The sequence below is a fragment of the Geodermatophilus sp. URMC 65 genome (assembly GCF_053502545.1).
In genome coordinates this window covers 3,129,584-3,150,546 of sequence record NZ_CP199954.1, presented here as the reverse complement: position 1 = coordinate 3,150,546, position 20,963 = coordinate 3,129,584, and the positions used below count along the sequence as shown (strand labels likewise).

Here is a 20,963-nt window from a genome sequence, read left to right as displayed (position 1 = left end):
GTGGCGTCAGCCCCGGGCCAGCGCCCCCAGCACGGACAGCGCCAGCTCGGCGGCTGCCGGGAACGTGTCGACGACGGCCCAGGCGCGCGGCTCGTCGGGCGCGGTGGCGTACTCCCCCTGCCGGACCCGGATCGCCCGCGCACCCACGGCCGCCGCCACGGCGACGTCCTTGCCGGGCCGGTCGCCGATGACGAGCAGCCGTTCCGGCGGCAGGCCGAGCCGTGCGGCGACGGCGACCAGGCCGGCCGGGTGCGGCTTGCGGACGGCGCGACCGCCGAGGGCGTCGGTGACGACGACGACCGGCAGCAGCGGACCGAGCCCGGTCGCGGCCACCTTCGCCGCCTGGATCGCCGGGTTGCCGTCGGTCAGGCAGGCCAGCGGTGCGGCCGCGGCCAGCGCGCGCAACGCGTCCTCGGCGCCCGGGTAGGGCGACAGCCGAGGCGGCGTGTGCTGCGTGAACGCCGCCACCAGCGGCGGCACGAGCCCGGCCAGCGACGACGCCGGGACGCCGACGGCGAGCAGCGCCCGGTCGATCGTCCCGCCGGTGTCGGAGCCGGCGGCCAGCTCCCGCCGGAGCGCGGCGTGCACCGCGGCGCCGTCCAGCCCGGCGCGCCCGGCCGCCACCCCGACCGCCGCCGCGGCCGAGGCCAGGTAGTCGGCCTGCGGGTAGAGCGTGTCGTCGAGGTCGACGACGACGCCCAGCGGCGACGGCCCGTCCCAACCCGCCCCCGCCCAGCCGGTCACCACGGCAGCCGGCCGTCGGTGAAGTCGGGCTCGTCGAGGGCCAGCAGGGCGTCGGTGCGCTCGTCGGCGAGGACGGCCGCCACCTGTGGCCCGGTCGTCCCGTCGCCGTACGGGCACGGCACCGTCGCGGCCCGCTCCTGGCCCTCGGGGCTGGTGTGCCCGGCCGCGGCGGACAGCACGGCGGCGGCCGCGCGGTCGTCGGCCAGGCCGGCGAGCGTCGTCGTCCCGGCCTCCACGCCCTCCCAGCGCGGCGTCGAGCCGCGCAGCACCACCACCGGCACACCGAGGTGGGCGGCCTCCTCCTGGATGCCGCCGGAGTCGGTCACCGCCAGCCGTGCCGAGGCCAGCGCGCCCAGCAGGACGTCGTATCCGACCGGACCGGTCAGCGTGACGCCCGGGTGCTCCAGCTGCGCGCCGAGCCCGCTGGCCTCCAGGCGGGCGGCCGTGCGGGGGTGCACCGGGAAGGTGACCGGGCCGAGCTGCTCGGCCAGCGCCCGCACCACGCCGACGAGGCGGGCGAGGCGGACCGGGTCGTCGACGTTGGTCGGGCGGTGCGCGGTCACCAGCACGCCGGCGCGCTCGGCCACCGGCACCCGCGGCACGCCGCGGGCGACGAGGGTGTCGATGACGGGGTTGCCGACGACGAACACCCGCTCGGCGGGGACCCCCTCGTCGGCGAGGAAGGCCGCCGCCCGCTTGGTCGGCGCGAAGTGCAGCTGGGCGGTGGCCGCGGCGACCCGCCGGTTGACCTCCTCGACGCTGCGCGGGTTGAGGCTGCGCAACCCGGCCTCCAGGTGCGCGAACGGCACCCCGGCGGCGCGGGCGGCCAGCGCGTAGGCCGGCACGGTGTTGGTGTCGCCGAGCGCGAGCACCAGGTCGGGCTCGGAGAGGCGCAGCGCCCGGAACGCGTCGGCGTGCAGCGCGCCGGCCCGCTCGGCCGGATCGGCCGGCAGCGCGAAGCGGTGCCCCGGGGTCAGCCCGAGCGCCGCCTGCAGCTGGGCACCCATCCTCGGGTCGGTGTGCTGGCCGGTGTCGACCACGCTGACCCGGTGCCCGGCGTCGGTCAGCGCCCGGACGACCGGCGCCAGCTTGACCACCTCGGGCCGGGTGCCGAACGGCACCAGCACGTGCCGGGTGCGGCTCATGCCGTCACCGCCACCGGGGCGCAGGGGTCGACGACGGGGCTGCCGTCCTCGCTGCTGTAGGTCTCGGCGAAGTAGCGGCTCATCGCGACGCCCGCCCGGAACGACAGCTCCGGCAGCGGCTCACCGCGGACGCCGGCCAGGTACGCGCTGACCAGGTCCGCCCCGGCGGCGAGGGTGAGGGGCAGCCCGCCGGAGAAGCGCGGGTTGATCTCCACGACGGTCGCGGTGCCGTCGTCGGCGACGAAGCCCTGCACGTTGGCCGGCCCGGTCAGCTCCACCACGGCCAGCGCGGCGACGACGACCCGGGCGACCGCGTCGGAGGCGAAGGTGCGGCCCTTGACCGAGATGCCGGCCTTGGTCTCCTCGCGCCAGCGCGGCACCACCACGCGGACGGTGCCGTCGCGGTCGACCAGGGCGTCGGCGGTGAACTCGCGGCCGGTGAGCCGGGTCTGGGCGATCAGGCCCGCGTCCTCGCGGAGCGCCCCGACCACGAGCGCGCGGTCGTCGAGCAGCCGGACGTCGCGGCTGCCGCGGCCGGCCAGCGGCTTGACCACCCACGGACCCGGGACGCCGGCGACCTCGTCGGCGGCCGCCGCGGTCGCCGGGTGCGGCACGCCCGCGGCGGCCATGGCCCGCGCGAACGCCGCCTTGTCGCAGCACACGTCGACGGCGACGGCGTCCGGCAGCCAGGTGGCCACGCCGGCCGCGGCCAGCCGGTCGGCGCCGGCGGCCAGGAGCGGCAGCTCCTCGGCGACCGTGCTGACCAGCGCGTCGACGCCGTGGGTGGTGCAGACGCCGACCAGCGCCTCGACGAAGCGCGGGTGGTCGCCGCGCGGGAGCGTGACGGCCACGTCGGCGAGCGCACCGCCGGCCGCGGCGCTGTCGGCGTCGCCGGCGACGACCCGGTGGCCGAGGGCGACCAGCCGGCGGACGACGGCCACGCCGGCGGGGCCGCCGGCGCCGGTGACGAGCACGGCGGCGCCGGCGGACGGCGACGGGACCGCGGGCGGGCGGGGCTGGGGCAGCGAGGGGCTCATCGGTCGTCCTGGGTCGTCGGGGCGGGGGTGTGAGGGCGCCGCTGCGTCGGCACGGGCGGACGCGAGCCGGTGCGGACGGGCAGCCGTGGCAGCCGCTCGGTCGGCGGCTCCTCGTCGTCCGGCCCGACTGCGGGCTCGGGCACCCGGACGAGCGGCGGCAGGGGCGGCAGGGGCTCGGGCACGGGCACGGGTGGTGGAGGCGCGGGCATGGGCGGCGGGGGCAGCCGCACCGGCGCGGGCGGGGGTAGCGGCGACAGCGGCACGGCCACGGGCACGGGCGGCACGGGCACGGTCTGCCTCTCCGGCGCCGCCGCGTGCTCCCGCGCGGACTCCGGGACGGCGTCCCGCTCCGGGTGCTGGAGCAGCCAGCCGCGCGCCCAGAGCCGCAGCGCGGCGACCCGCTGGTTGGTCACCGGCTCCCACTGGCGCGCGGCGATCGAGGTGGCGAGCGCGTCGAGGACGGTCGGGTCGTCGTCGTAGGTCGCCACCGCGACGAGGGAGGCGGCGTGCGCGCCCAGCCCGTCCGCGACCAGCGCGCGGACCCGCGCGGCCCGCTCGGCGGAGGGCAGGTGGCCGATCCGGTAGTCGATGCGCCCGGCCTCCCGGCGCGCGCCCATCCCCCGGGCGACCCGCGTCGGCAGCACGTACCGGTACATGAGGCCGGTCAGGTTGAACCGCCGGGCGGCGGCGCGCACGTCGTCGTCGTCGAGCCGGTAGCCCAGGCCCGGGCGCGCCCAGCTGTCGGGACGGCGGGCGGTGTGCCGCCCCGCGACGTCCTGCTCGGCGCGCTCGGCGGTCGGCAGCGTGATGCAGACCATGAGCAGGAAGCCGCCGAGCGTCGCGGCCAGGTTCCACACGGTGCCCACCCAGTCGTGGAAGAGCACCAGCGCCGGCGTCCCCCACACCAGGCCGGCGACGGTCGAGCCGACCAGCCGCAGGTGGTTGAGCGCCAGCAGCGCGGCGACGGCGACGACGAGCCCGGCGACGGCGTGCTGGCGTCGGCCGCGCAGGACGACGGCGGTCAGCGCGGTCAGGCCGAGCACCGACAGGATCGAGGAGCAGGACTCGGTGACCTCGGCCAGGATGATCTCGCCGTCGGGGCGGAACACCAGGACGTGCCGCTCCAGGGACGACGACACCGAGTCGACGCCGACCAGGTCCAGCACGTCGGCGGCCCAGCGGGCCTCGTGCACCTGCAGGAAGCCCGCGCCGTAGCGGAAGCCGAGGGCGCAGATGACCACCGCCAGCGCCAGGTCGAACAGCACCGGGACCAGTCGCCGGCCGCTGCGCTGGGGACGGCGTCCCTGCCGGTGCCGGCCCCGTGCGTCGGCCGGCACGGCCGCGGCCGCGGTCACGACCCGGCCCCGGCCGGCGCCACCACGGGCGGGTCCACCCGCACCGTCGAGGTCGCACCCGAGCGCGAGGTCTTCACCCAGGTGTAGGGGCGGCCGAGCATGCCGTCGACGTAGGCGCGCGTGGTGATCCAGATGGACAGCGCGAAGGCGGGCAGGAAGCCCAGCAGCCGCCACGCGGAGCGCCGTTCCACCCGACCGATCAGCAGGCCGACGGAGAGCTCGGCCAGCGGGCCGACGAACAGCAGCATCGACAGCGGCAGCAGCGCCACGACCGGCAGGTCGCCGATGCCGAAGGCGCGCAGCACGGTGAGCACCAAGCCGAGCCCGCTGAGCAGGGGCACGTGGTAGACGAGCAGGAAGAGCGTCGTCTCGACCTTCTCGACCAGGCTCAGGTGCGGCGAGCGCATGAGCGGGCGCCAGTAGTCGCGGAAGCACTTCTGGTGGCCGCGGGCCCACCGGTACCGCTGCTTCCAGAAGCGCTGCGCGCTGACCACCGCCTCCTCGAAGTCGACGGCGGAGAGGTCGTAGCGGACGCGCTGGCCGGCCATGAGCACGCGCAGCGTGAGGTCGGTGTCCTCGGTGACGGTGTGCGGGTTCCACCCGCCGAGGCCGCGCAGCGTGGACATGCGGACCGCGCAGTTCGCGCCGCCGTACGCCGGCAGCTCGAACAGCGCCTGCCGGCCGTACTCGTTGACCAGGTAGCCGGAGAGGAAGTCGACGAAGACGGTCGAGGCCATCTGCGAGTCGCGGCCGTTGCGGATGACGCACCGCCCCATCACCGCGCCGACGACCGGGTCGCGGAAGTGCCGGACCAGCCGCCGCAGCGCCGTCGGGTCCGGCTCGTGGTCGGCGTCGAAGACGACGGCGATCTCGGCGTCGACCAGGTGCAGTGCGTCGTTGAGCGCGCCGGACTTGCCGCCGCCGGAGCCCGGCGGGCGGTGCAGCACGCGCAACCGCGGCTCCCGGTCGGCCCAGGCGTCGAGCCGGGCGCCGGTGGTGTCGTCGGAGCCGTCGTCGACCACGACGAGGGTGAGCCGGTCGGCCGGGTAGTCCAGCGCGAGCAGCGCGGTGACCATCCCGTCGACGACGAGCTCCTCGTTCTTGCAGCCGACGAACACCGCGACCGACGGCGTCCAGCTCGACAGCCCGACGTCGGCGGCGAGCATGTCCTGCTCGGCCCAGCGGGCGGCGGCGACGGCGAAAGCGAGGTGCCGGCAGAAGTAGACGCCGAAGACGACGTTGAGCACGCCGCCGACGACGCCGAGGGTCTCGTCGAGGCCGTGGAAGAGGGCGGCCAGGGTGAAGCCGCAGACGTAGGAGAGCAGGACCAGCGGCCGGCCCTCGGGCCGGCCGGCGTGCGGGTCCGCTACGGGGACGGCGGCGTCCGACGGGGCCGCGGTGCCGCGCGTGGTCGTACCGCGGACCACCGCCCTCACCTCCCCGCCCGTGCGACCTGCGGCGGAGCGCGGACCCCACCGTTCAGTTCATCGGCACGGGGGAGTCGGCCTTGAGCCGAAGCGACCCGCCCCTCCTCGAGGAGCCGGCCCGCGGCTCCCCCGCCGGGGTGAGGACCCTCCGGGCGGCTCAAGGTCGCCGGCGTCGGTGTCGTTGGGACGGGGACCTCAGCGGGGGCGGGCGGCGACCACCGGGAGCGAGTCGTGGAGGAACGGATGGCGGGGAACCGGTCGGAGGCACTCGCCCCGCTGCGGTCCACCGTGGCCCGCGAGGGGACCGTGGTGGCGCTGCTGACGGTCCTCGTCGCGGTGGCCAGCGGGGTGTGGGACCTGCCCGGACGGATCACGGGCTGGTCCCGGTCGGCCGTCGGCCCCCTCGACGACGTCGTCCTGCTGCTGGCCGCCTCGCACCTGTTCATGGGCGTCTTCGGGTCGCGCCGCGCCCGGGACCTCAAGTCCCAGTACGCCCGGCGCGTGCATGCGGAGCAGGAGCTGCGCGAGCGCGCCCGCACCGATCCGCTGACCGGACTGCTCAACCGGGCCGGGCTGGCCGAGGAGCTGCGCGCGGCGGTCGACGACGCGGCCGCCGGCGGCTCGCCGCTCGCCGTGGTCATGCTCGACCTCGACCGGTTCAAGGAGGTCAACGACACCCTCGGGCACGCCGTCGGGGACGCCCTGCTGTGCGCCGTCGCCGAGCGGCTGACCGGCGAACTGCGCCGGGACGACGTCCTCGCGCGGCTGGGCGGGGACGAGTTCGTCGTGCTGCTGCGCGACGCCGACCCGGACGCCGTCGAGCACACCACCCGCAGGATCCTGGGCGCGCTGCGGCTGCCCTTCGAGGTGGACGGCCTCGTGCTCGAGGTCGACGGCAGCCTCGGCGTGGCCACCTCCGGTACCGAGCCGACCGAGCTGCTCCGTGCCGCGGACGTGGCCATGTACGCGGCCAAGGCCGACCGCAGCGGGGTCGTCGTCCACTCCCCCGACCTGGACCGGCACGACCCCGCGCAGCTGGGCCTCTTCGGTGACCTGCGCCGCGGCATCCGCGACGGCGAGCTCCGCGTCCACTACCAACCCAAGGCCGCGCTGACCGACGGGCGGGTGATCGGGGTGGAGGCCCTGGTCCGCTGGGAGCACCCGCAGCGGGGCCTGCTCCCCCCGTCGGAGTTCATCGACCTGGCCGAGACCACCGGGCTCATCCGCACGCTCACCGACGTGGTCCTCGGCCAGGCGCTCGAGGACTGCCGCCGCTGGCGGGCGGAGGGCGTGGCGCTCAGCGTCGCGGTGAACCTCTCCGCCCGGGTCCTGCTCGACACGGCCCTGCCCGACCGGATCGCGGCTCTGCTCGCCGAGCACGGCCTGCCGGCGGACTGCCTGGAACTCGAGGTCACCGAGAGCGCGGCGATGCAGGACCCCAGCCAGGCCCTCGACGTCCTGCAGCGGCTGCGCGCGCTCGGCATCACCCTGTCGGTGGACGACTACGGCACCGGGCACGCCTCGCTGTCCTACCTCAGCCGCCTGCCCGTGAGCACGCTGAAGATCGACCGCTCGTTCGTGTCCACCATGGAGGTCGACGGCACCGACCAGGTCATCGTGCGCAGCACCATCGAGCTGGCCCACGCACTGGGGCTGCGGGTGGTCGCGGAGGGCGTCGAGACCCGGGGCACGTGGGAGCGGCTGGTCGCGCTCGGCTGCGACGAGGCGCAGGGCTTCTGGCTGGGCCGACCGGGACCGGCCGAGGGCGTGCTCGCACGGATGGCTGCGATCGAGTCCTCCACCGCCGGCGGCGTCGTCCTGTCCGCCGGGACCTGACCGCCGCCGTCCGGCCGGCGGCCGGACGGGGGACCGTCAGGCCGACGGGTCCAGGGTCCGCAGCTCGCGGACGTAGACGGCGGTGCCGTGGCCGAAGCCCGACACCAGGGGCTGCAGCCGGGGGACGACGGCCTCGCGCAGCCCGTCGGTGCCCCCGCGGACGGCGGTGACCAGGGCCCGCCGCGTCACCGGGACCCGCAGCACGTCCCCGGCGACCGACAGCGACAGCACCGCGGCGACCAGCGCGAGCAGCGGCACCGTGGCCAGCGCCGCGGGCAGCCCGGCGTGCTCGGCCAGCAGGCCGATCAGCGGCGGCCCGCCGAGCAGCCCGGTGTAGCCGACGGTGGTGGCCAGGGCGATGCCGCGCGCACCGCCGAGGACGCCGGCCCGCGAGATCGCCAGCGGGAAGACGTTGGCCAGTCCGAGCCCGACCACCAGGAACCCGGCCAGGGCGGTCGGCAGCGAGGTCGCCGTCATCGCGGCCGTCCCCCCGGCGGCGGCCAGCACGGCACCGCCGGCCAGCAGCCGCCGCTCCCCCATCGCCGCCACCAGCCGGCCCCCGGCGAGGCGGCCGCAGGCCATGGCGAGGGAGAACCCGGCGTACCCGGCGGCGGCCAGCGCCGTCGTCGCGCCGAGCTCCTCGCGCAGGTGCAGCGCGCCCCAGTCGGAGAGCGCGCCCTCGCCGAAGGCGGTGCAGCCGGCCACGGCCCCGAGGACGACGAGCACCGCGGTGGGCCGCGACCGGCCCTCCTCCGCGGCGGGTCCGGGTACCGCGGACCGCGGACCGTCCGCACCGACGAGCGCCCGCCCGGCCCAGGCGGTCACCAGCAGGCCGAGGGCGCCGACGAGCACCAGGTGGGCGGCGACGCCGGCGACCGTCGCCAGCAGTCCGCCGAGCAGCGCGCCGGCCAGACCGCCGAAGCTGAAGCCGGCGTGCAGGCCGGAGAGCAGCGGCCGGCCGAGCCGACGCTCGACGCTGACACCGACGGCGTTGGCCGCCACGTTCACCATGCCGGTGGCGGCGCCGAAGACGAGCAGGGCGGCACACAGCCCGGGCATCGACGTCGCCAGACCGGGCAGCACCACGGACACGCAGAGCAGCAGCGCCCCGGCGGTGGCCACGACGCCGGCGCCGAGCCGGGCGCAGAGCGCGCCGGTGACCTGCATCGCCGCCAGTGCGCCGATGGACAGGCAGAGCAGCGCGACGCCGAGGGCGCTGTGGCCGACGCCCACGGTGGCGGCGACGTCGGGCACCCGGGCGGCCCAGCTGCCGAAGACGGCGCCGTCCAGTGCGAAGACGGCGGCGACCGCGGCCTGCAGCCGGGACGGCGGGAGAGCGACCGGTGCCGGCACCGGGGTGCGGGCACGGGAGAGCAGCGGGGAGATGGGCACGGGGACCTCGCAGGAGGGAGACGCGGGCCACCACCGGGGTGGCCGCTCGAGGGGCGGGGAGAGCACACGACCTCGGGCACCCACATCCACGGTTGCAGCTCGCGCCGCGTCTCGCCGTCCCCACGTCTGTGCAGGTCGCCACAGCACCGGCTCAAACGTCACGGTGGTCACGTCCCGCCCCTCCCGGGTGAGGCCCGCGACACGTTCGTCTCAACAAAGCCGGTGGCGCGGCCGATGGTCGTGCACGACGGATCGGACGGCGGGGGACGGAGACCACGATGTGGACCAGGCTGCGCCGGCGGGCGGGGGTCGTCCTCGGCGTCACCCTGCTGCTGACCGGCGGCGGTGTCGCCGTCGCGTCCTGGACCGCCACCGGGACCGGCCAGGGCTCCGCGCGGGCCGCGAGCGTCACGGGCCTCGTCGTGGGCGCCGGCAGCCCCGTCGGTGCGCTGTACCCGCTGCCCGCAGGCACGGCGCCGGCGACGGGCTACGGCTCGGGCACCGTCGGGTCGGTCGCCACCACGGTGACCAACCCCAACCCGTTCCCGGTGACGATCACCTCGGCCACCCTCGGCTCGGTGACGACGAACCCGCTGACCGGCCGCACCTGCGCCGCCGGCAACGTGCTGCCCACCACGACCGCGCCGATCCCGCTCACCCCACCCGTGACCCTGGCGGCGGACTCCGCGCCCACCCCGCTGACCGTCCCGGGCGCCCTCTACATGATCGCGACGGCCGAGGACGGCTGTCAGGGCGCTGGCTTCAGCGTGCCCGTCACGGTCACCGGCGCCTCCGCCTGACCTCCGCCCTGCCCGTCGTGCGCGACCGCCTGCTCGCCCTCCCCGTGCTGCTCGCGCTCGCGGTCGGCCCGCTCGGTCCGCCCCCGGAGGCGTCCGCGGCCTGGGCCGTCGCCGGCGAGGCGGTGCTCTCCGGCCAGGCCGCGAGCATGCCGGCCGGGAGCACCACGGCGCCGTCGGTGACCGCCGCGGGCATCTACCCGGCGGTGCGCACCTTCACGGTCACCTGGCCCACGGCACGGCCGTACGGCGGCCGGCCGGCGACCGGGTACGTGCTGGAGCGCACCGCCACCCTCAGCAACGCGCCCATGGACACCGGCAGCTGCACGGGCGCGGTGTCCGACGGCGTCTCCGGCATCTACGTCCCGGCCGACCCCGGCGCGGCCACCCAGACCTGCACCGACAGCACGACGCTGAACCTGGGCAGCGTGCGGTACACCGTCGCGCCGGTCTGGGGCCGCTGGGTCGGCACCCCTCGACGCCCTCGACCGCGGTGCTCTGACCGCCGTCCGCCCGCTGACGCCCCGGGCCCGCCCGGCGGCCCACCTGCTCGTCCCGGCCCTGCTCGTCCGACCTCAGCCGTCGGGCCGGATGTCCGGCGCCGTCGACAGGTGACCCGTGGCCCCGACGCTCCCCGCACACCCTTCGTGCGGCGAGGCCGCGGAGGTCAGCCGGTCCGGGCCTCGACCACGGCCATCATCCCGGCGTCCTCGTGGTCGTTGACGTGGCAGTGGAAGACGGTGCGGCCGTCGAAGTCCTCGAAGGGGATGCGCACCGTCGTCTCACCGCCCGCCGACACCCGGACGACGTCCTGGTAGACGACGTCCTCGACCGGCCGGCCGTCGACGGCGACGACCTGCATCGGCCACACGTGCAGGTGCATCGGGTGGTCCATCCCGGTGTGGTTGACGTAGGTCCACTCCTCGACCGTCCCCAGCCGGGTGACGTGGTCGGTGCGGGCGTGGTCGAAGGGCCGGCCGTCGATGGTCATGACCATCCCGTCCGTGCCGTGCCCGTCGCCGTGGTCCCCGTGACCTCCGCCGGACCGGTCGAGGCCGAGGACCATGGTGCGGCGGGCGGCTGGCTCGACCCCGCGCAGGTCCGGCAGCTGCGGGTACGCCGGCACCGGCGGCAGGGCGGGCACGGGGCTGCCGCTCACCTGCAGCGTCGCCAGCGCCCCCGGGGCCCCGGAGGGGCCGTCACCGCCCCGCGTGCGCGGGTTCGCCAGCCCCTGCAGCTCGCCGGTCCGCTCGCCCACGGTCACCAGGACGTCGACCCGGCCGCTGTTGAGGACCTCGACCTCGTCCACCCGGCGGGGCTCGGCGAGCCGGCCGATGTCGGTGGCCAGCAGGTCCACCTGGTGCCCGTCGAGCCGCAGTTTGAGGAACCGGGACGTGCAGGTGTTGATGATCCGCCACCGCTCCCGCTCCCCCGGGCGGGCCTCGAGCGTGGGCGTCAGCTGCCCGTTCACCAGGACCAGCCGACCCTCGCGGCCCTTCATCCGCTCCCACTCGGAGACGTGCACCGGGTGGCCGGCGTCGTCCAGGGTGGTGTCCGAGACCACCAGGACGCGGTCCCGGGTGACGGGGACCTCCGGGCCGGCGTCCTCCACCACGATGCCGCCGTAGAGACCGCTCCAGATCTGGTCGGCCGTTAGGTGGTGCTCGTGCGGGTGGTACCAGAACGGGCCGGGCGGGTGGTCGTCGGCCAGCTGGATGTCGTACTGGAAGGACTCCCCCGGGTGCACGTGGACGTCGAGGGTGTTGTCCGCGTTGCCCTTCGGGGAGACGTGCAGCCCGTGCGTGTGCAGGTTGGTCGGCTCGGAGAGCCGGTTGACCAGCTCGACCTGCAGCCGGTCCCCGGGACGCAGCCGCAGCGTGGGGCCGGGCACGGTGCGGTTGTAGGTCAGCATGTGCGCCGGCCGGCCACCGAGGGTCACGGAGGTCTCGGCGACCTCGAGGCGGACCCGCAGCAGGCCGTTCGCGCTGCGCAGCGTCTCGGGCTCGGAGAGCGACTCGGCGGCGAGGGCCAGCCCGGCGGAGGGCCCCCAGCCCGGAGCGCCGATAGCGATCCCGAACAGGCCCAGCCCACCCAGCTGCAGTGCCCGGCGGCGGCTGAGCCCGGGGACGAGGCGCCTGCCGGCGACGTCCGGGCACGGGACCGGGTCCGGGGTCCGATCCGGATCGGTTCGGGGCGAGTCGGGACCTGTCATGACCGCGTCCTTTCCTGCTCTCCTGCAGAGAGCCGCACCGGTACGGGACCGGCGTCGATGCGCCCGTGGCGCGGGAGGGGAACGCGGAGCGGCGCGGGAGGTCATCGCCCATCGGGTGGGGCGAACGGCCCGCTGTGTGCTCAGCGGGGGGTCGGCGTCCGGGCTCGCAGGGCTGGGTCGGGCGCCATCCGCGTGACGTGCGGCAGCAACCCAACCACGGTGCGTGCACGGCCACCACGCAACGTCCACTTGCGAGCACGCTGCGGGGTCCCCGCACGTGGCCCGCCCCGGGCGTCCGAGCTGCACGTTCGCCGAGCGTCCGCCTCCGGCAGGTCCGGTCCGGTCGCTGCGGCGTCAGGCCGCCGACGCCGACTGCTGGTCGGCGGCGACCAGGTGGCACCCCGTCGTCCCGACGGGCGTGACGGGGAAGCCCATCGAGGTCAGGACGTCGGCGATCGCGGCGTTCATGGTGCGCTCCACGGCCGCCTCCACCGCCTCGCCCCGGACGCGCTCCAGGCTCATCCGGTCGTGCTGGCGCCAGGTGACGAGGATGCCGCGGCGGGCCGGGTCCGGGGTCAGGCACACGCCACCGGCCGGGCCCTCGCCGGCGGCGTCGTGCAGGGTGAGCCCGGCCTCGACCAGCGCCGCGCTCACCTCGACCAGGAGGGTGGTCAGCGCGTCGGCGTCCGACAGCAGCTCGTCCCAGTCGTCGGCCAGCCGGTCCAGCTGGCTGCCGAGCTCGGCCAGCCACGCCCGCTCCTGCGGCGACTGGCGCCGGACCAGCGCCCCGTCGGCCCGGCGCGCGCCGTGGACCACCTGCGTCCAGGCCGGGAACCCGCCGGAGACCGCGGCCCAGTCCGCCTCCACCCGGTCGGCGAACGGTCCGGCCACGACCACCCCGCCCGGCTGGTCGCCGGACTCGTCGACCAGCCACCACGCCGACGTCCCGCGGCCGGCCGGGTGCGCCGTCGTGTCGACGTCGGGACGGGTCCGCGGGTCCGCGGGAGCGGCGTCCGCCTGCTGCCGGGCCCGGCGCGCGCGCTCGGCCTCGTAGCGCGACGTCGAGCTGCGGCCCAGCGCGACGACGAGGGCCAGCAGCGCGACGAGGGCCACCAGGGCCTCACCCAGCTCCAGCATCACCGCTCCACACCTCCGCAGTGCGGTCCGGCCGCCTCGCAGGCGGTGGACCGGGTGGTCATCGACGTCGATCGGGGGGTGCGCTCACCAGGCACGCCAGGCCCCCTGTGGACCGGCGCCCCAGAGGGCCGCCCGCCGGGTCCAGTCCCGCAGCCGTGCGCGGGGCGTGGCCCGGTGCCGGCTGACGGGACGGCGCGCCGGCTCCTCGGCGGGCTCGAGCGCGAAGAGGTCCAGCAACAGGGCCAGCCCGTCGTCGGCCGGGGTGTCCGCGGCCTGGGTCGACGTGCGGGGAAGGGTCGTGCTCGGCGTGCTCACGCAGGGCTCCTCGGGCGGTCCCGCCGCGGCCGGGGAAGGGCCGCGCGCAGCCGGAAAACTAGGGCCCACCGAACCGCCGACCGCCTCCTCGGACACCCCGCCGACGGCGCCGTCACCGCATCGTTGTGGAGGCCTCGTCGAGGGGCCGGCGACCCGTCCCTGCGGGCGCCGTCTTGTCGACAAACGCCCTGCTCCCGAGCGTGGCACGGCTCCCCACGGCGCTCGGTCACGCCTGCGCGCCGGTGCGGCACCCGCGTGTCGCTCCGGTCGGGCCCGTGGAGCCTTCCGCGGGGGCCGCCGAGTCCGCCGTCGAGCTGTGGGGGCACGGGACAGCTCGACGCCATGAGCGTCCGCCGGTCCCGGGTGCCCGGCGTCCGCCCACCCTGTTCATGCGATCAGCAGTCGCAGTCGCACGTCTCGTCGCAGCAGTCCGGGTCGCAGGTGCAGGTCAGCTCGAGCACGGGGAGTCACCTCCCTCCGTGGGCGGGCACCACGTGCCGGGGGTCGGCGGTGGACAGTCAGCAGCCGGCAGGGCATCGACCATGGCGGCCATCTCGGCGCGGAGCGTGACGAGCCGGGCGATCTGGGCATCGACCTCCGCCAGGCGACGGCGGAGCAGGTCCTCGGCGGGCTCGCACGGGCACGTACCGGTGTCCCGGACGGTCAGGAGGTCGCGGATGTCCGCCAGGTGCAGGCCGAGCCGCTGCGCTCCCTGGATGAACCTGAGCCGGTCCACCGCGCCGGCGTCGTAGCTCCGATACCCGGCCGCGGTGCGGTCGGGTGGCGGCAGCAGCCCGGCGCGCTCGTAGTAGCGGACCGTGTCCGGCGACACCCCGACGGCAGCGGCCAGTTCCGCGACTCGGAGTCCCCGGACGGCCCTGGTGTCCATGCGGTGGACGCTAGACCTTGGACCACGGTCCAAGGTCAACCCCGGGAGTGGTCAGCCGGCGCAGCAGGCCTCCGCGCCCTCGGGCGTGCGGGCGGCGAGAGTGGCGAACAGCCGGACGGGGCCGGCGAGAGCCTCGCAGCACGACGAGCAGACGTTGCTGCGCCCCTCGGACTGTTACGTTGCGTCCATCGACCACGGTCTATGTCCATGGGGAGTCGGTCAGGATGAGTGCAGGACGCGCCGACGTGGCGTCCCAGCTGCCGGTCGTGGTGATCGGAGCGGGGCCGGTGGGGCTGGCTGCCGCCGCCCACCTGCTGGAGCGGGGTCTGGAGCCCCTCGTGCTCGAAGCCGGCGACCAGGTCGGCGCCGCGATCCGGGAGTGGGGCCACGTCCGGCTGTTCTCCCCGTGGCGGTACGACGTCGACCCCGCCGCGGCCCGGCTGCTGGAGCAGGGCGGCTGGGAGTCGCCGGACCGGGACCAGCTGCCGACCGGCGCCGAGCTGGTCGACTCCTACCTCGCTCCCCTGGCGGCCACCCCGCAGCTGGCGCCCCGGGTCCGGACCGGCACCCGGGTCCTGGCGGTGAGCCGCGACGGCGTGGACAAGACACGCACCATCGGCCGGGCGGGGCGCCCCTACCTGGTCCGCACCGTCCGCGACGGGCGGGTCGTCGACCTGCGGGCCCGCGCGGTGATCGACGCCTCCGGCACCTGGGGCCGGGCCAACCCGCTGGGCGTGGCCGGGCTGCCGGCGATCGGCGAGGACCGGGCCGGCCCATGGCTGACCGGGCCGCTGCCGGACGTCCTCGGCGCCGACCGCAAGCGCTTCGCCGGCAGGCACACCCTCGTGGTCGGCATGGGCCACTCGGCGGCCACCACCCTGCTGGCACTGGTGCAGCTGCGCGCAGAGGAGCCGGGCACCGAGATCACCTGGGCGATCCGCGGCCGCTCCCCCGCCCGCCTCTACGGCGGCGGCGACGCCGACGGCCTGCCCGCGCGCGGCCTGCTCGGCTCGACGCTGAGGGCCGCCGTGGCCGGTGGGGCGGTCCGCCTGATCCGCGACTTCACCGTCAGCACGCTCACGCCTCCGGCCGACGGCACCGGGCCGATCACCGTCACCGGCTCGGGCCGGGACGGCGAGGCGCTCGTCCTGCAGGTCGACGCCGTCGCCGCGGCCACCGGCTCTCGCCCCGACCTGGACATGCTGCGCGAGGTCCGCCTCGAGCTCGATCCGGCCCTGGAGGCCCCGGCCCGCCTCGCGCCGCTGATCGACCCGAACTACCACTCCTGCGGGACCGTCCCGCCGCACGGCGAGGCTCTGCTGGCGCATCCGGACGAGGGGTTCTACGTCGTCGGGATGAAGTCCTACGGCCGGGCGCCGACGTTCCTGCTGGCCACCGGCCACGAGCAGGTCCGCTCCATCGCCGCGGAGCTGGCCGGTGACACCGAGGCGGCCGAGCGCGTCGAGCTGGACCTGCCCTCCACCGGGGTCTGCTCCACCGACCTCGGCGACCGGGAGACCGACGAGTCCGCGGATGCCTCCGGCTGCGGCACCGGCGGCGTCGGCTTCGCCACCGGCTCGGCCCACGGCCGCTCGGGCGAGGAGCCGGTCGCGAGCTGCTGCGGCAGTGCCCCGCAGACGGTGCCGACCAGCAGCCGGTCCTGCGGCTGACCTCCGCCGCATGGAGCAGGCAGGCACCGCGGCGGCGGGCGTCGGGCCCCCTCGACGCTCGCCGCGGCGGGCCCTGGTGGCGCTGTGCATCACCCAGATCACCAGCTGGGGCGTCCTCTACTACGCCTTCCCCGTCGCCCTCGCCGACATCACCGCCGACACCGGCTGGTCGGCGACCGCGGCCACCGCGGCCTTCTCCGCCGGGCTGATCGTCTCCGCGCTCGCGGGCATCCCGATCGGCCGCTGGCTGGACCGGTACGGACCGCGCCCGGTGATGACCGCGGGCTCACTGCTCGCAGTGCCGGTGACGGTCGGCATCGGGCTGGCCCCGACCTACGGCTGGTTCCTCGCCGCCTGGCTGGTCGCCGGCGTGGCCATGGCCGCGGTGTTCTACCAGGCCGCCTTCGCCGCACTCACCCGCTGGTACGGCGACCGCAGAGTCCAGGCCATCACCGCGGTCACCCTGGTCGCAGGCCTGTCCAGCACGATCTTCGCGCCGCTCACCCACGCCCTGCTCGAGGACCTCGGCTGGCGGACGACCTACCTGGTCCTCGCCGCCGTGCTGGCCGTCGTGACGGTGCCGCTGCACGCCCTGGCCCTCACCCCGCCGTGGACGCCGCCCCCGGATCACGGCTCCTCGAGACCCGCCGACCACCCACCGCGACGGCGACGGCTGCCGGCGGAGGCGCGGACGTCGAGCTTCGTGCTGCTCTCGGCGTCCCTCACCCTGACGGCCTTCGGCCTCTACGCCGCCAGCCTGACCCTGATCCCGCTGCTCACCGATCGCGGCCTGTCCGCAGGGCTGGCCGCCACCACCCTGGGTCTGCTGGGCGCAGGGCAGCTCCTGGGCCGGCTCGGCTACGCCCCGTTGACGGCACGCACCAGCCCGACGGGGCGGACCGTGGCGATCGTGGCGACCTCGGCAGCCGCGATCGCCCTGCTCGCGGCGCTGCCCGGGCCGCCGGTCCTGCTCGTCGCCGCGGCCATCGCCGCGGGTGCGATCCGGGGTGCCGGCACGCTGCTGCAGGCGACCGTGGTCGCGGATCGGTGGGGCGTCGCCCGCTACGGCACGCTCTCGGGACTGTTCTCGGCACCGATCACGGCGGCGTCCGCGCTGGCGCCGTGGGGCGGCACCGCCCTGGCCGAGCTGACCGGCAGTTACCCGGCGATGTTCTGGATGCTCGCCGCGCTCGTCGTGGTGGCCGTGGCGCTGGCGGCGGCCGGCGGCCGGGCCCGCTGATCTCAGCCGCGGACGGGGAGGTCCATCTCGGCCAGCAGGCCGCGGGTGCGGGACTCGATCTCATCCCGGATGGGACGCACGGCCTCAACCCCCTTGCCGGCGGGGTCCTCGAGGGCCCAGTCCAGGTAGCGCTTGCCCGGGAAGACCGGGCAGGCGTCGCCGCAGCCCATGGTGATGACGACGTCGGAGGCCTCGACGGCCTCGGTGGTGAGCACCTTGGGCCGCTGATCGGTGATGTCGATGCCGACCTCGGCCATGGCCTCGACCGCGGAGGGATTGATCCGGTCGCCCGGCACGGAACCCGCTGAGCGGACCTCGACAGCGTCGCCGGCGAGGTGGCGCAGCCAGCCGGCAGCCATCTGGGACCGGCCGGCGTTGTGCACGCAGACGAACAGGACGCTGGGCTTGTCAGCCACGGGAGCACCTCCTCGGGGTCGATGAGCCGGCGCGGTCGACGCGAGGCGCCAGCGGCAGCCGGTCGACGAGGCGGTGCAGCATGGCCTCGGGCACCAGCAGCGCGAGCAGTGCCTCGTGGTTGCCGGTCATCGAGCCCTCCTCACTGCGTCGGGGACGGTGCGGTCGCCGGGGGAAGCAGCGCCGGGCGGCCCAGGGGGCGACACGTCGATGCCACCCTGCCGGACACATCGACGGATATCAATCTCGTCCGCATACTGGTCGTGTGAACGTCGACGTGGCCATCCCCTCGACGGCCCTCGTCTGCTGCGCTCCGCTGGTGCGCCGGGCACTGACCGCCGACGAAGCTGCCGACCTCTCACGGGTCCTCAAGGCGATCGCCGACCCCGCACGCCTGCGGCTCCTGTCCATGGTCGCCGCGCACGAGGGCGGCGAGGCCTGCGTCTGCGACCTGACCGAGCCCCTCGGACTGTCCCAGCCGACGGTGTCGCACCACCTGAAGGTGCTCGTGGACGCAGGGCTGCTGGTCCGCGAGAAGCGCGGGGTGTGGGCCTACTACGCGCTCGTGCCCGGCGCCCTGGATGCGCTGGCCGGCGTGCTCAGCACCACCACGCCGGCCGACGCTGCTGGTGGCCTGCCGTCCTCCTGCTGAGGACGGCAGCACCGAGCCGCACGTCTCCGCCGACCTCGCCGTCGTTCCGCTCCTCACCGACGACTGACCGGCCCGGGAGACCGCTGGCCGAAGCCACGTCCTGTGGGCCCCGTGGGGATCGAACCCACAACCCGCGGATTAAAAGTCCCAGCCCGGGCGTGCCAGACGGTGATGTCCGGTGACGTCCGCGCTGGTCAATCCCGAGTCGGATGTCGGTGACTACCGCCGCCGCACCCTCACTGGCATGCAGTACGCGACCACACGGCGACCACACCGAGGGATGTCCTACCGACCGGTGCAGATGACGCCACGACCGAAGCCGGCTTCATCGGGCGGCTCGTCGACGACCTGGCGCAACGGTGTAGATCGCCTGCGCGCTGATCCCCGGATCCCGCGCTACGTTGATCATCGGGCGACCGGCCGCGACCAGGTCGAGCACCTTGCGGGGGAACTCCGGCGGACATCCACGCCTGCCCACGAACCCTCCGTCGAGTTGCGCGGTCAGGATTCCAACGACACGACTCCACGAAAGACGGGGCACACCACTGCGGTGACGCTTTGGTGACGGGGGAGGTGAAAGCCTCGTTCATGCTGCGGGCAGCGGCGTGCATGGACGGACACCGGTGATGGTGACGTCGTATCGGAGATGACTCAAGGCGTCCGGACACACCGGGAATCTGTTGATTGAGAGGATAGAAAATGTCATGCCCGAGGTGAGCTTCGGCGGCAGGAACGGAACCCGTTTTCGACTGAAAGAAGACCCGGACCTGCTCGTTGTCCGGACGCATTCCCGACGCTCCTTGCGCGAGGGGCCGGTTCCGAGGCCAGAGGCCGAGGCGGTCGAGGGTCTGGATCTGGTCGCGGCCTTCCCAGAGGCGGGAGTCGAGTTGTATCGCCGACCCGAGGGAGCTGCGCGCAACACCGCAGATGTTCGCACGGCTCTTGAGACGTTCGATGATGTGCGCTTCGCCGGACGCGTTTTGGTGAGCGAGACCTCGGGCGAGCCGATCATCTACACGGAAAACTTGTTTGTAAAGTTCCGGGACGATGTCGATTCCGCCGAATGCGAGCGCATCTTGAACGAGGCCGGGCTCGTCGTCAAAGAGACCGAGACGTATGCGACCAATGCATATTTCGTTGCGACACCGGAGGGAAGCGGCCAAAAGGTCTTTGAGATCGCCGATCAGCTCCTGACGCTCCCCCAGGTGGAGCTGTGCCATCCCGAACTAATCCAGCGCTCGCGGGGGCGCGCCATCTTCCCGCAGCAGTGGCACCTCATGCGGACCAGTATCGCCGGAGTCGACATCGACGCCAGCGCGAACGTCAAGGCCGCACATGCCTTCTCGCTCGGGGAGGGGGCGACGATCGCGGTGCTCGACGACGGCTTCGACCTGAGACATCCGGAGTTCGCGGCAGCCGGCAAAATTGTGGCACCGCGCGACTTTTCACCGAGCATGATCGACGACGATCCGTCTCCGGGAAACAACGACAACCATGGCACCGCATGCGCGGGCGTCGCCTGCGCGGACGGTGGCGATGGCGCATCCGGCGTGGCGCCCAAGGCGAGGCTCCTGCCCATCCGCATGCCCGGCGGGCTCGGCTCCGTACGAGAGGCGGCTGCATTTCGATGGGCGGCTGACCACGGCGCCGATGTCATCTCGTGCAGCTGGGGCCCCTTGGACAAGCCCTGGTGGAAACCCAACGATTCAAGCCAGTCCAGCCCCATTCCCGACCACACCCGGCTGGCCATCGACTACGCCACCACACGAGGGCGTGGCGGCAAGGGTTGCTTGATCCTCTTCGCCGCCGGCAACGGCAATGAGAGCGTCGATCTCGACGGCTACGCCAGCTACTCACACGTACTCGCCGTCGCTGCCTGCAACGATCGCGGCAAGCGAAGCGTCTATAGCGATTACGGTGAGGCCGTGTTCTGCTCCTTTCCAAGCAACGACCTACCGTGGCCCGAAATGGCTCATCCCGATCCGCTGACTACGGGAATCTGGACTACCGATCGCCGCGGCCAGGCGGGCTACAACCCGGGGCTGCTCTCCAAGGGCGACGCCGCGGGTCATTACACGAATGACTTCGGCGGCACATCGAGTGCCTGCCCGGGCGCTGCCGGCGTCGCAGCACTGGTCGTCGCATGCAACCCCGCGCTGCGTGCCACCCAGGTCAAGGACATCCTCCGCCACGCCTGTGTGCCCATCGACCCGGAAGGCGGTCAGTACGACGACCGAGGACACAGCCCGCTGTATGGCTACGGCCGCCTGGACGCGCACAAAGCCGTGCAACTCGCCCGCTCCGTCAGTTCCCTGTCGTTGCCATGTAAGGCCTAGGCGTATAGATCGGAAGCGTTTCTACCGATGGCTCCGGGCTATCCGACAGAGCGAGCATCCCGCCGTGCCGTTCGCAGCGCGCAGTTCTGCTCAACGGGAGCTTTCCGTCTAGGCCTTGTTTGAGAAGTCGCCCGCTGGGCGGGGCCGGCGTGTTGGTGTGAGGAAATAGGCGAGGTCTCCGGTAGGGGGATCAACGACCAGGAAGACCCTCACCACGGTGACCCCGTGGACGGCACCCTACCCGCCGGTGCCCGCCATGACCTGACCGACGAGCAGTGGGCGATCCTGGCGCCGCTGCTGTCGGTCGGAGGAAGCCGGGCCGGCGTCGGCGATGGAGGCGACGACAGTTGATCGACGGGCACCCG

Annotated in this window: 21 protein-coding genes; 8 read left to right on the top strand and 13 right to left on the bottom strand. The window is 74.9% G+C overall.

The window, feature by feature from the left end; genetic code table 11:
• Positions 1-6 precede the first annotated feature (6 nt).
• The 5 genes from ACWIX7_RS15250 to ACWIX7_RS15230 are packed head-to-tail and all read right to left on the bottom strand — an operon-like array spanning position 7 to position 5,708.
• Complete coding sequence (locus ACWIX7_RS15250) at positions 7-744, bottom strand: HAD family hydrolase (protein ID WP_448617294.1); 738 nt, start codon at positions 742-744, stop codon at positions 7-9.
• Positions 741-1,889, bottom strand: coding sequence for a non-hydrolyzing UDP-N-acetylglucosamine 2-epimerase (wecB, locus tag ACWIX7_RS15245; RefSeq protein WP_448617293.1), 1,149 nt, complete (start codon positions 1,887-1,889; stop codon positions 741-743). The genes ACWIX7_RS15250 and wecB overlap by 4 nt, the downstream gene beginning before the upstream one ends.
• Entirely contained in the window at positions 1,886-2,926 is a 1,041-nt protein-coding gene (locus ACWIX7_RS15240) for an ATP-grasp domain-containing protein (RefSeq protein WP_448617292.1), read from the bottom strand. The genes wecB and ACWIX7_RS15240 overlap by 4 nt, the downstream gene beginning before the upstream one ends.
• The gene (locus tag ACWIX7_RS15235) at positions 2,923-4,281 is read right to left on the bottom strand and encodes an exosortase/archaeosortase family protein (protein WP_448617291.1); all 1,359 of its coding nucleotides are present in this window, start codon (positions 4,279-4,281) and stop codon (positions 2,923-2,925) included. The genes ACWIX7_RS15240 and ACWIX7_RS15235 overlap by 4 nt, the downstream gene beginning before the upstream one ends.
• Positions 4,278-5,708 carry a glycosyltransferase gene (locus ACWIX7_RS15230; protein ID WP_448617290.1) on the bottom strand — a complete coding sequence of 477 codons (1,431 nt, stop codon included), beginning with the start codon at positions 5,706-5,708 and terminating at the stop codon, positions 4,278-4,280. The genes ACWIX7_RS15235 and ACWIX7_RS15230 overlap by 4 nt, the downstream gene beginning before the upstream one ends.
• 243 nt (positions 5,709-5,951) lie before the next feature.
• Between ACWIX7_RS15230 and ACWIX7_RS15225 the strand changes: the two genes are divergently transcribed.
• On the top strand, positions 5,952-7,544 hold the full coding sequence (locus ACWIX7_RS15225; RefSeq protein ID WP_448617289.1) for a putative bifunctional diguanylate cyclase/phosphodiesterase: 1,593 nt from the start codon (positions 5,952-5,954) through the stop codon (positions 7,542-7,544).
• 36 nt (positions 7,545-7,580) lie between these two features.
• On the opposite strand, the gene ACWIX7_RS15220 is transcribed toward ACWIX7_RS15225, so the two are convergent.
• The gene (locus ACWIX7_RS15220) at positions 7,581-8,936 is read right to left on the bottom strand and encodes an MFS transporter (RefSeq protein WP_448617288.1); all 1,356 of its coding nucleotides are present in this window, start codon (positions 8,934-8,936) and stop codon (positions 7,581-7,583) included.
• 278 nt (positions 8,937-9,214) lie between these two features.
• Between ACWIX7_RS15220 and ACWIX7_RS15215 the strand changes: the two genes are divergently transcribed.
• Positions 9,215-9,736, top strand: a complete 522-nt coding sequence (locus tag ACWIX7_RS15215; protein WP_448617287.1) for a hypothetical protein — start codon at positions 9,215-9,217, stop codon at positions 9,734-9,736.
• 193 nt (positions 9,737-9,929) lie between these two features.
• On the opposite strand, the gene ACWIX7_RS15210 is transcribed toward ACWIX7_RS15215, so the two are convergent.
• From ACWIX7_RS15210 to ACWIX7_RS15190, 5 genes are all read right to left on the bottom strand, one after another.
• On the bottom strand, positions 9,930-10,091 hold the full coding sequence (locus ACWIX7_RS15210) for a hypothetical protein (protein ID WP_448617286.1): 162 nt from the start codon (positions 10,089-10,091) through the stop codon (positions 9,930-9,932).
• Positions 10,092-10,400: 309 nt separating this feature from the next.
• Positions 10,401-11,945: a multicopper oxidase family protein gene (locus tag ACWIX7_RS15205; RefSeq protein WP_448617285.1), complete on the bottom strand. Its 1,545-nt coding sequence runs from the start codon at positions 11,943-11,945 to the stop codon at positions 10,401-10,403.
• 354 nt (positions 11,946-12,299) lie between these two features.
• A complete protein-coding gene (locus tag ACWIX7_RS15200; protein ID WP_448617284.1) occupies positions 12,300-13,082 on the bottom strand; it encodes a hypothetical protein in 783 nt (260 codons plus the stop codon).
• An 84-nt stretch (positions 13,083-13,166) separates the two neighbouring features.
• Positions 13,167-13,397, bottom strand: coding sequence for a hypothetical protein (locus ACWIX7_RS15195; protein WP_448617283.1), 231 nt, complete (start codon positions 13,395-13,397; stop codon positions 13,167-13,169).
• 448 nt (positions 13,398-13,845) lie between these two features.
• Complete coding sequence (locus ACWIX7_RS15190; protein WP_448617282.1) at positions 13,846-14,286, bottom strand: heavy metal-responsive transcriptional regulator; 441 nt, start codon at positions 14,284-14,286, stop codon at positions 13,846-13,848.
• 224 nt (positions 14,287-14,510) lie between these two features.
• Between ACWIX7_RS15190 and ACWIX7_RS15185 the strand changes: the two genes are divergently transcribed.
• Both ACWIX7_RS15185 and ACWIX7_RS15180 read left to right on the top strand, forming a co-directional pair.
• Positions 14,511-15,956: an FAD-dependent oxidoreductase gene (locus ACWIX7_RS15185; protein ID WP_448617281.1), complete on the top strand. Its 1,446-nt coding sequence runs from the start codon at positions 14,511-14,513 to the stop codon at positions 15,954-15,956.
• Between the two features lie 10 nt (positions 15,957-15,966).
• The gene (locus ACWIX7_RS15180; protein WP_448617280.1) at positions 15,967-17,196 is read left to right on the top strand and encodes an MFS transporter; all 1,230 of its coding nucleotides are present in this window, start codon (positions 15,967-15,969) and stop codon (positions 17,194-17,196) included.
• Positions 17,197-17,198: 2 nt separating this feature from the next.
• Here the strand turns inward: ACWIX7_RS15180 and ACWIX7_RS15175 are convergent, their stop codons facing one another.
• Both ACWIX7_RS15175 and ACWIX7_RS15170 read right to left on the bottom strand, forming a co-directional pair.
• Positions 17,199-17,612, bottom strand: a complete 414-nt coding sequence (locus ACWIX7_RS15175) for an arsenate reductase ArsC (RefSeq protein WP_448617279.1) — start codon at positions 17,610-17,612, stop codon at positions 17,199-17,201.
• Positions 17,605-17,742, bottom strand: a complete 138-nt coding sequence (locus ACWIX7_RS15170) for a hypothetical protein (RefSeq protein ID WP_448617278.1) — start codon at positions 17,740-17,742, stop codon at positions 17,605-17,607. The genes ACWIX7_RS15175 and ACWIX7_RS15170 overlap by 8 nt, the downstream gene beginning before the upstream one ends.
• Before the next feature lie 133 nt (positions 17,743-17,875).
• Here ACWIX7_RS15170 and ACWIX7_RS15165 point away from each other — a divergent pair, with 133 nt between their 5' ends.
• From ACWIX7_RS15165 to ACWIX7_RS15150, 4 genes are all read left to right on the top strand, one after another.
• Positions 17,876-18,262 (top strand): ArsR/SmtB family transcription factor, encoded by a 387-nt coding sequence (locus tag ACWIX7_RS15165; RefSeq protein ID WP_448617277.1) that lies wholly within the window; start codon positions 17,876-17,878, stop codon positions 18,260-18,262.
• Positions 18,263-18,440: 178 nt separating this feature from the next.
• A complete protein-coding gene (locus tag ACWIX7_RS15160; RefSeq protein WP_448617276.1) occupies positions 18,441-18,827 on the top strand; it encodes a hypothetical protein in 387 nt (128 codons plus the stop codon).
• 139 nt (positions 18,828-18,966) lie between these two features.
• Positions 18,967-20,598 carry a S8 family peptidase gene (locus tag ACWIX7_RS15155; RefSeq protein WP_448617275.1) on the top strand — a complete coding sequence of 544 codons (1,632 nt, stop codon included), beginning with the start codon at positions 18,967-18,969 and terminating at the stop codon, positions 20,596-20,598.
• 225 nt (positions 20,599-20,823) lie between these two features.
• Entirely contained in the window at positions 20,824-20,949 is a 126-nt protein-coding gene (locus ACWIX7_RS15150; RefSeq protein ID WP_448617274.1) for a transposase, read from the top strand.
• Positions 20,950-20,963 lie beyond the last annotated feature (14 nt).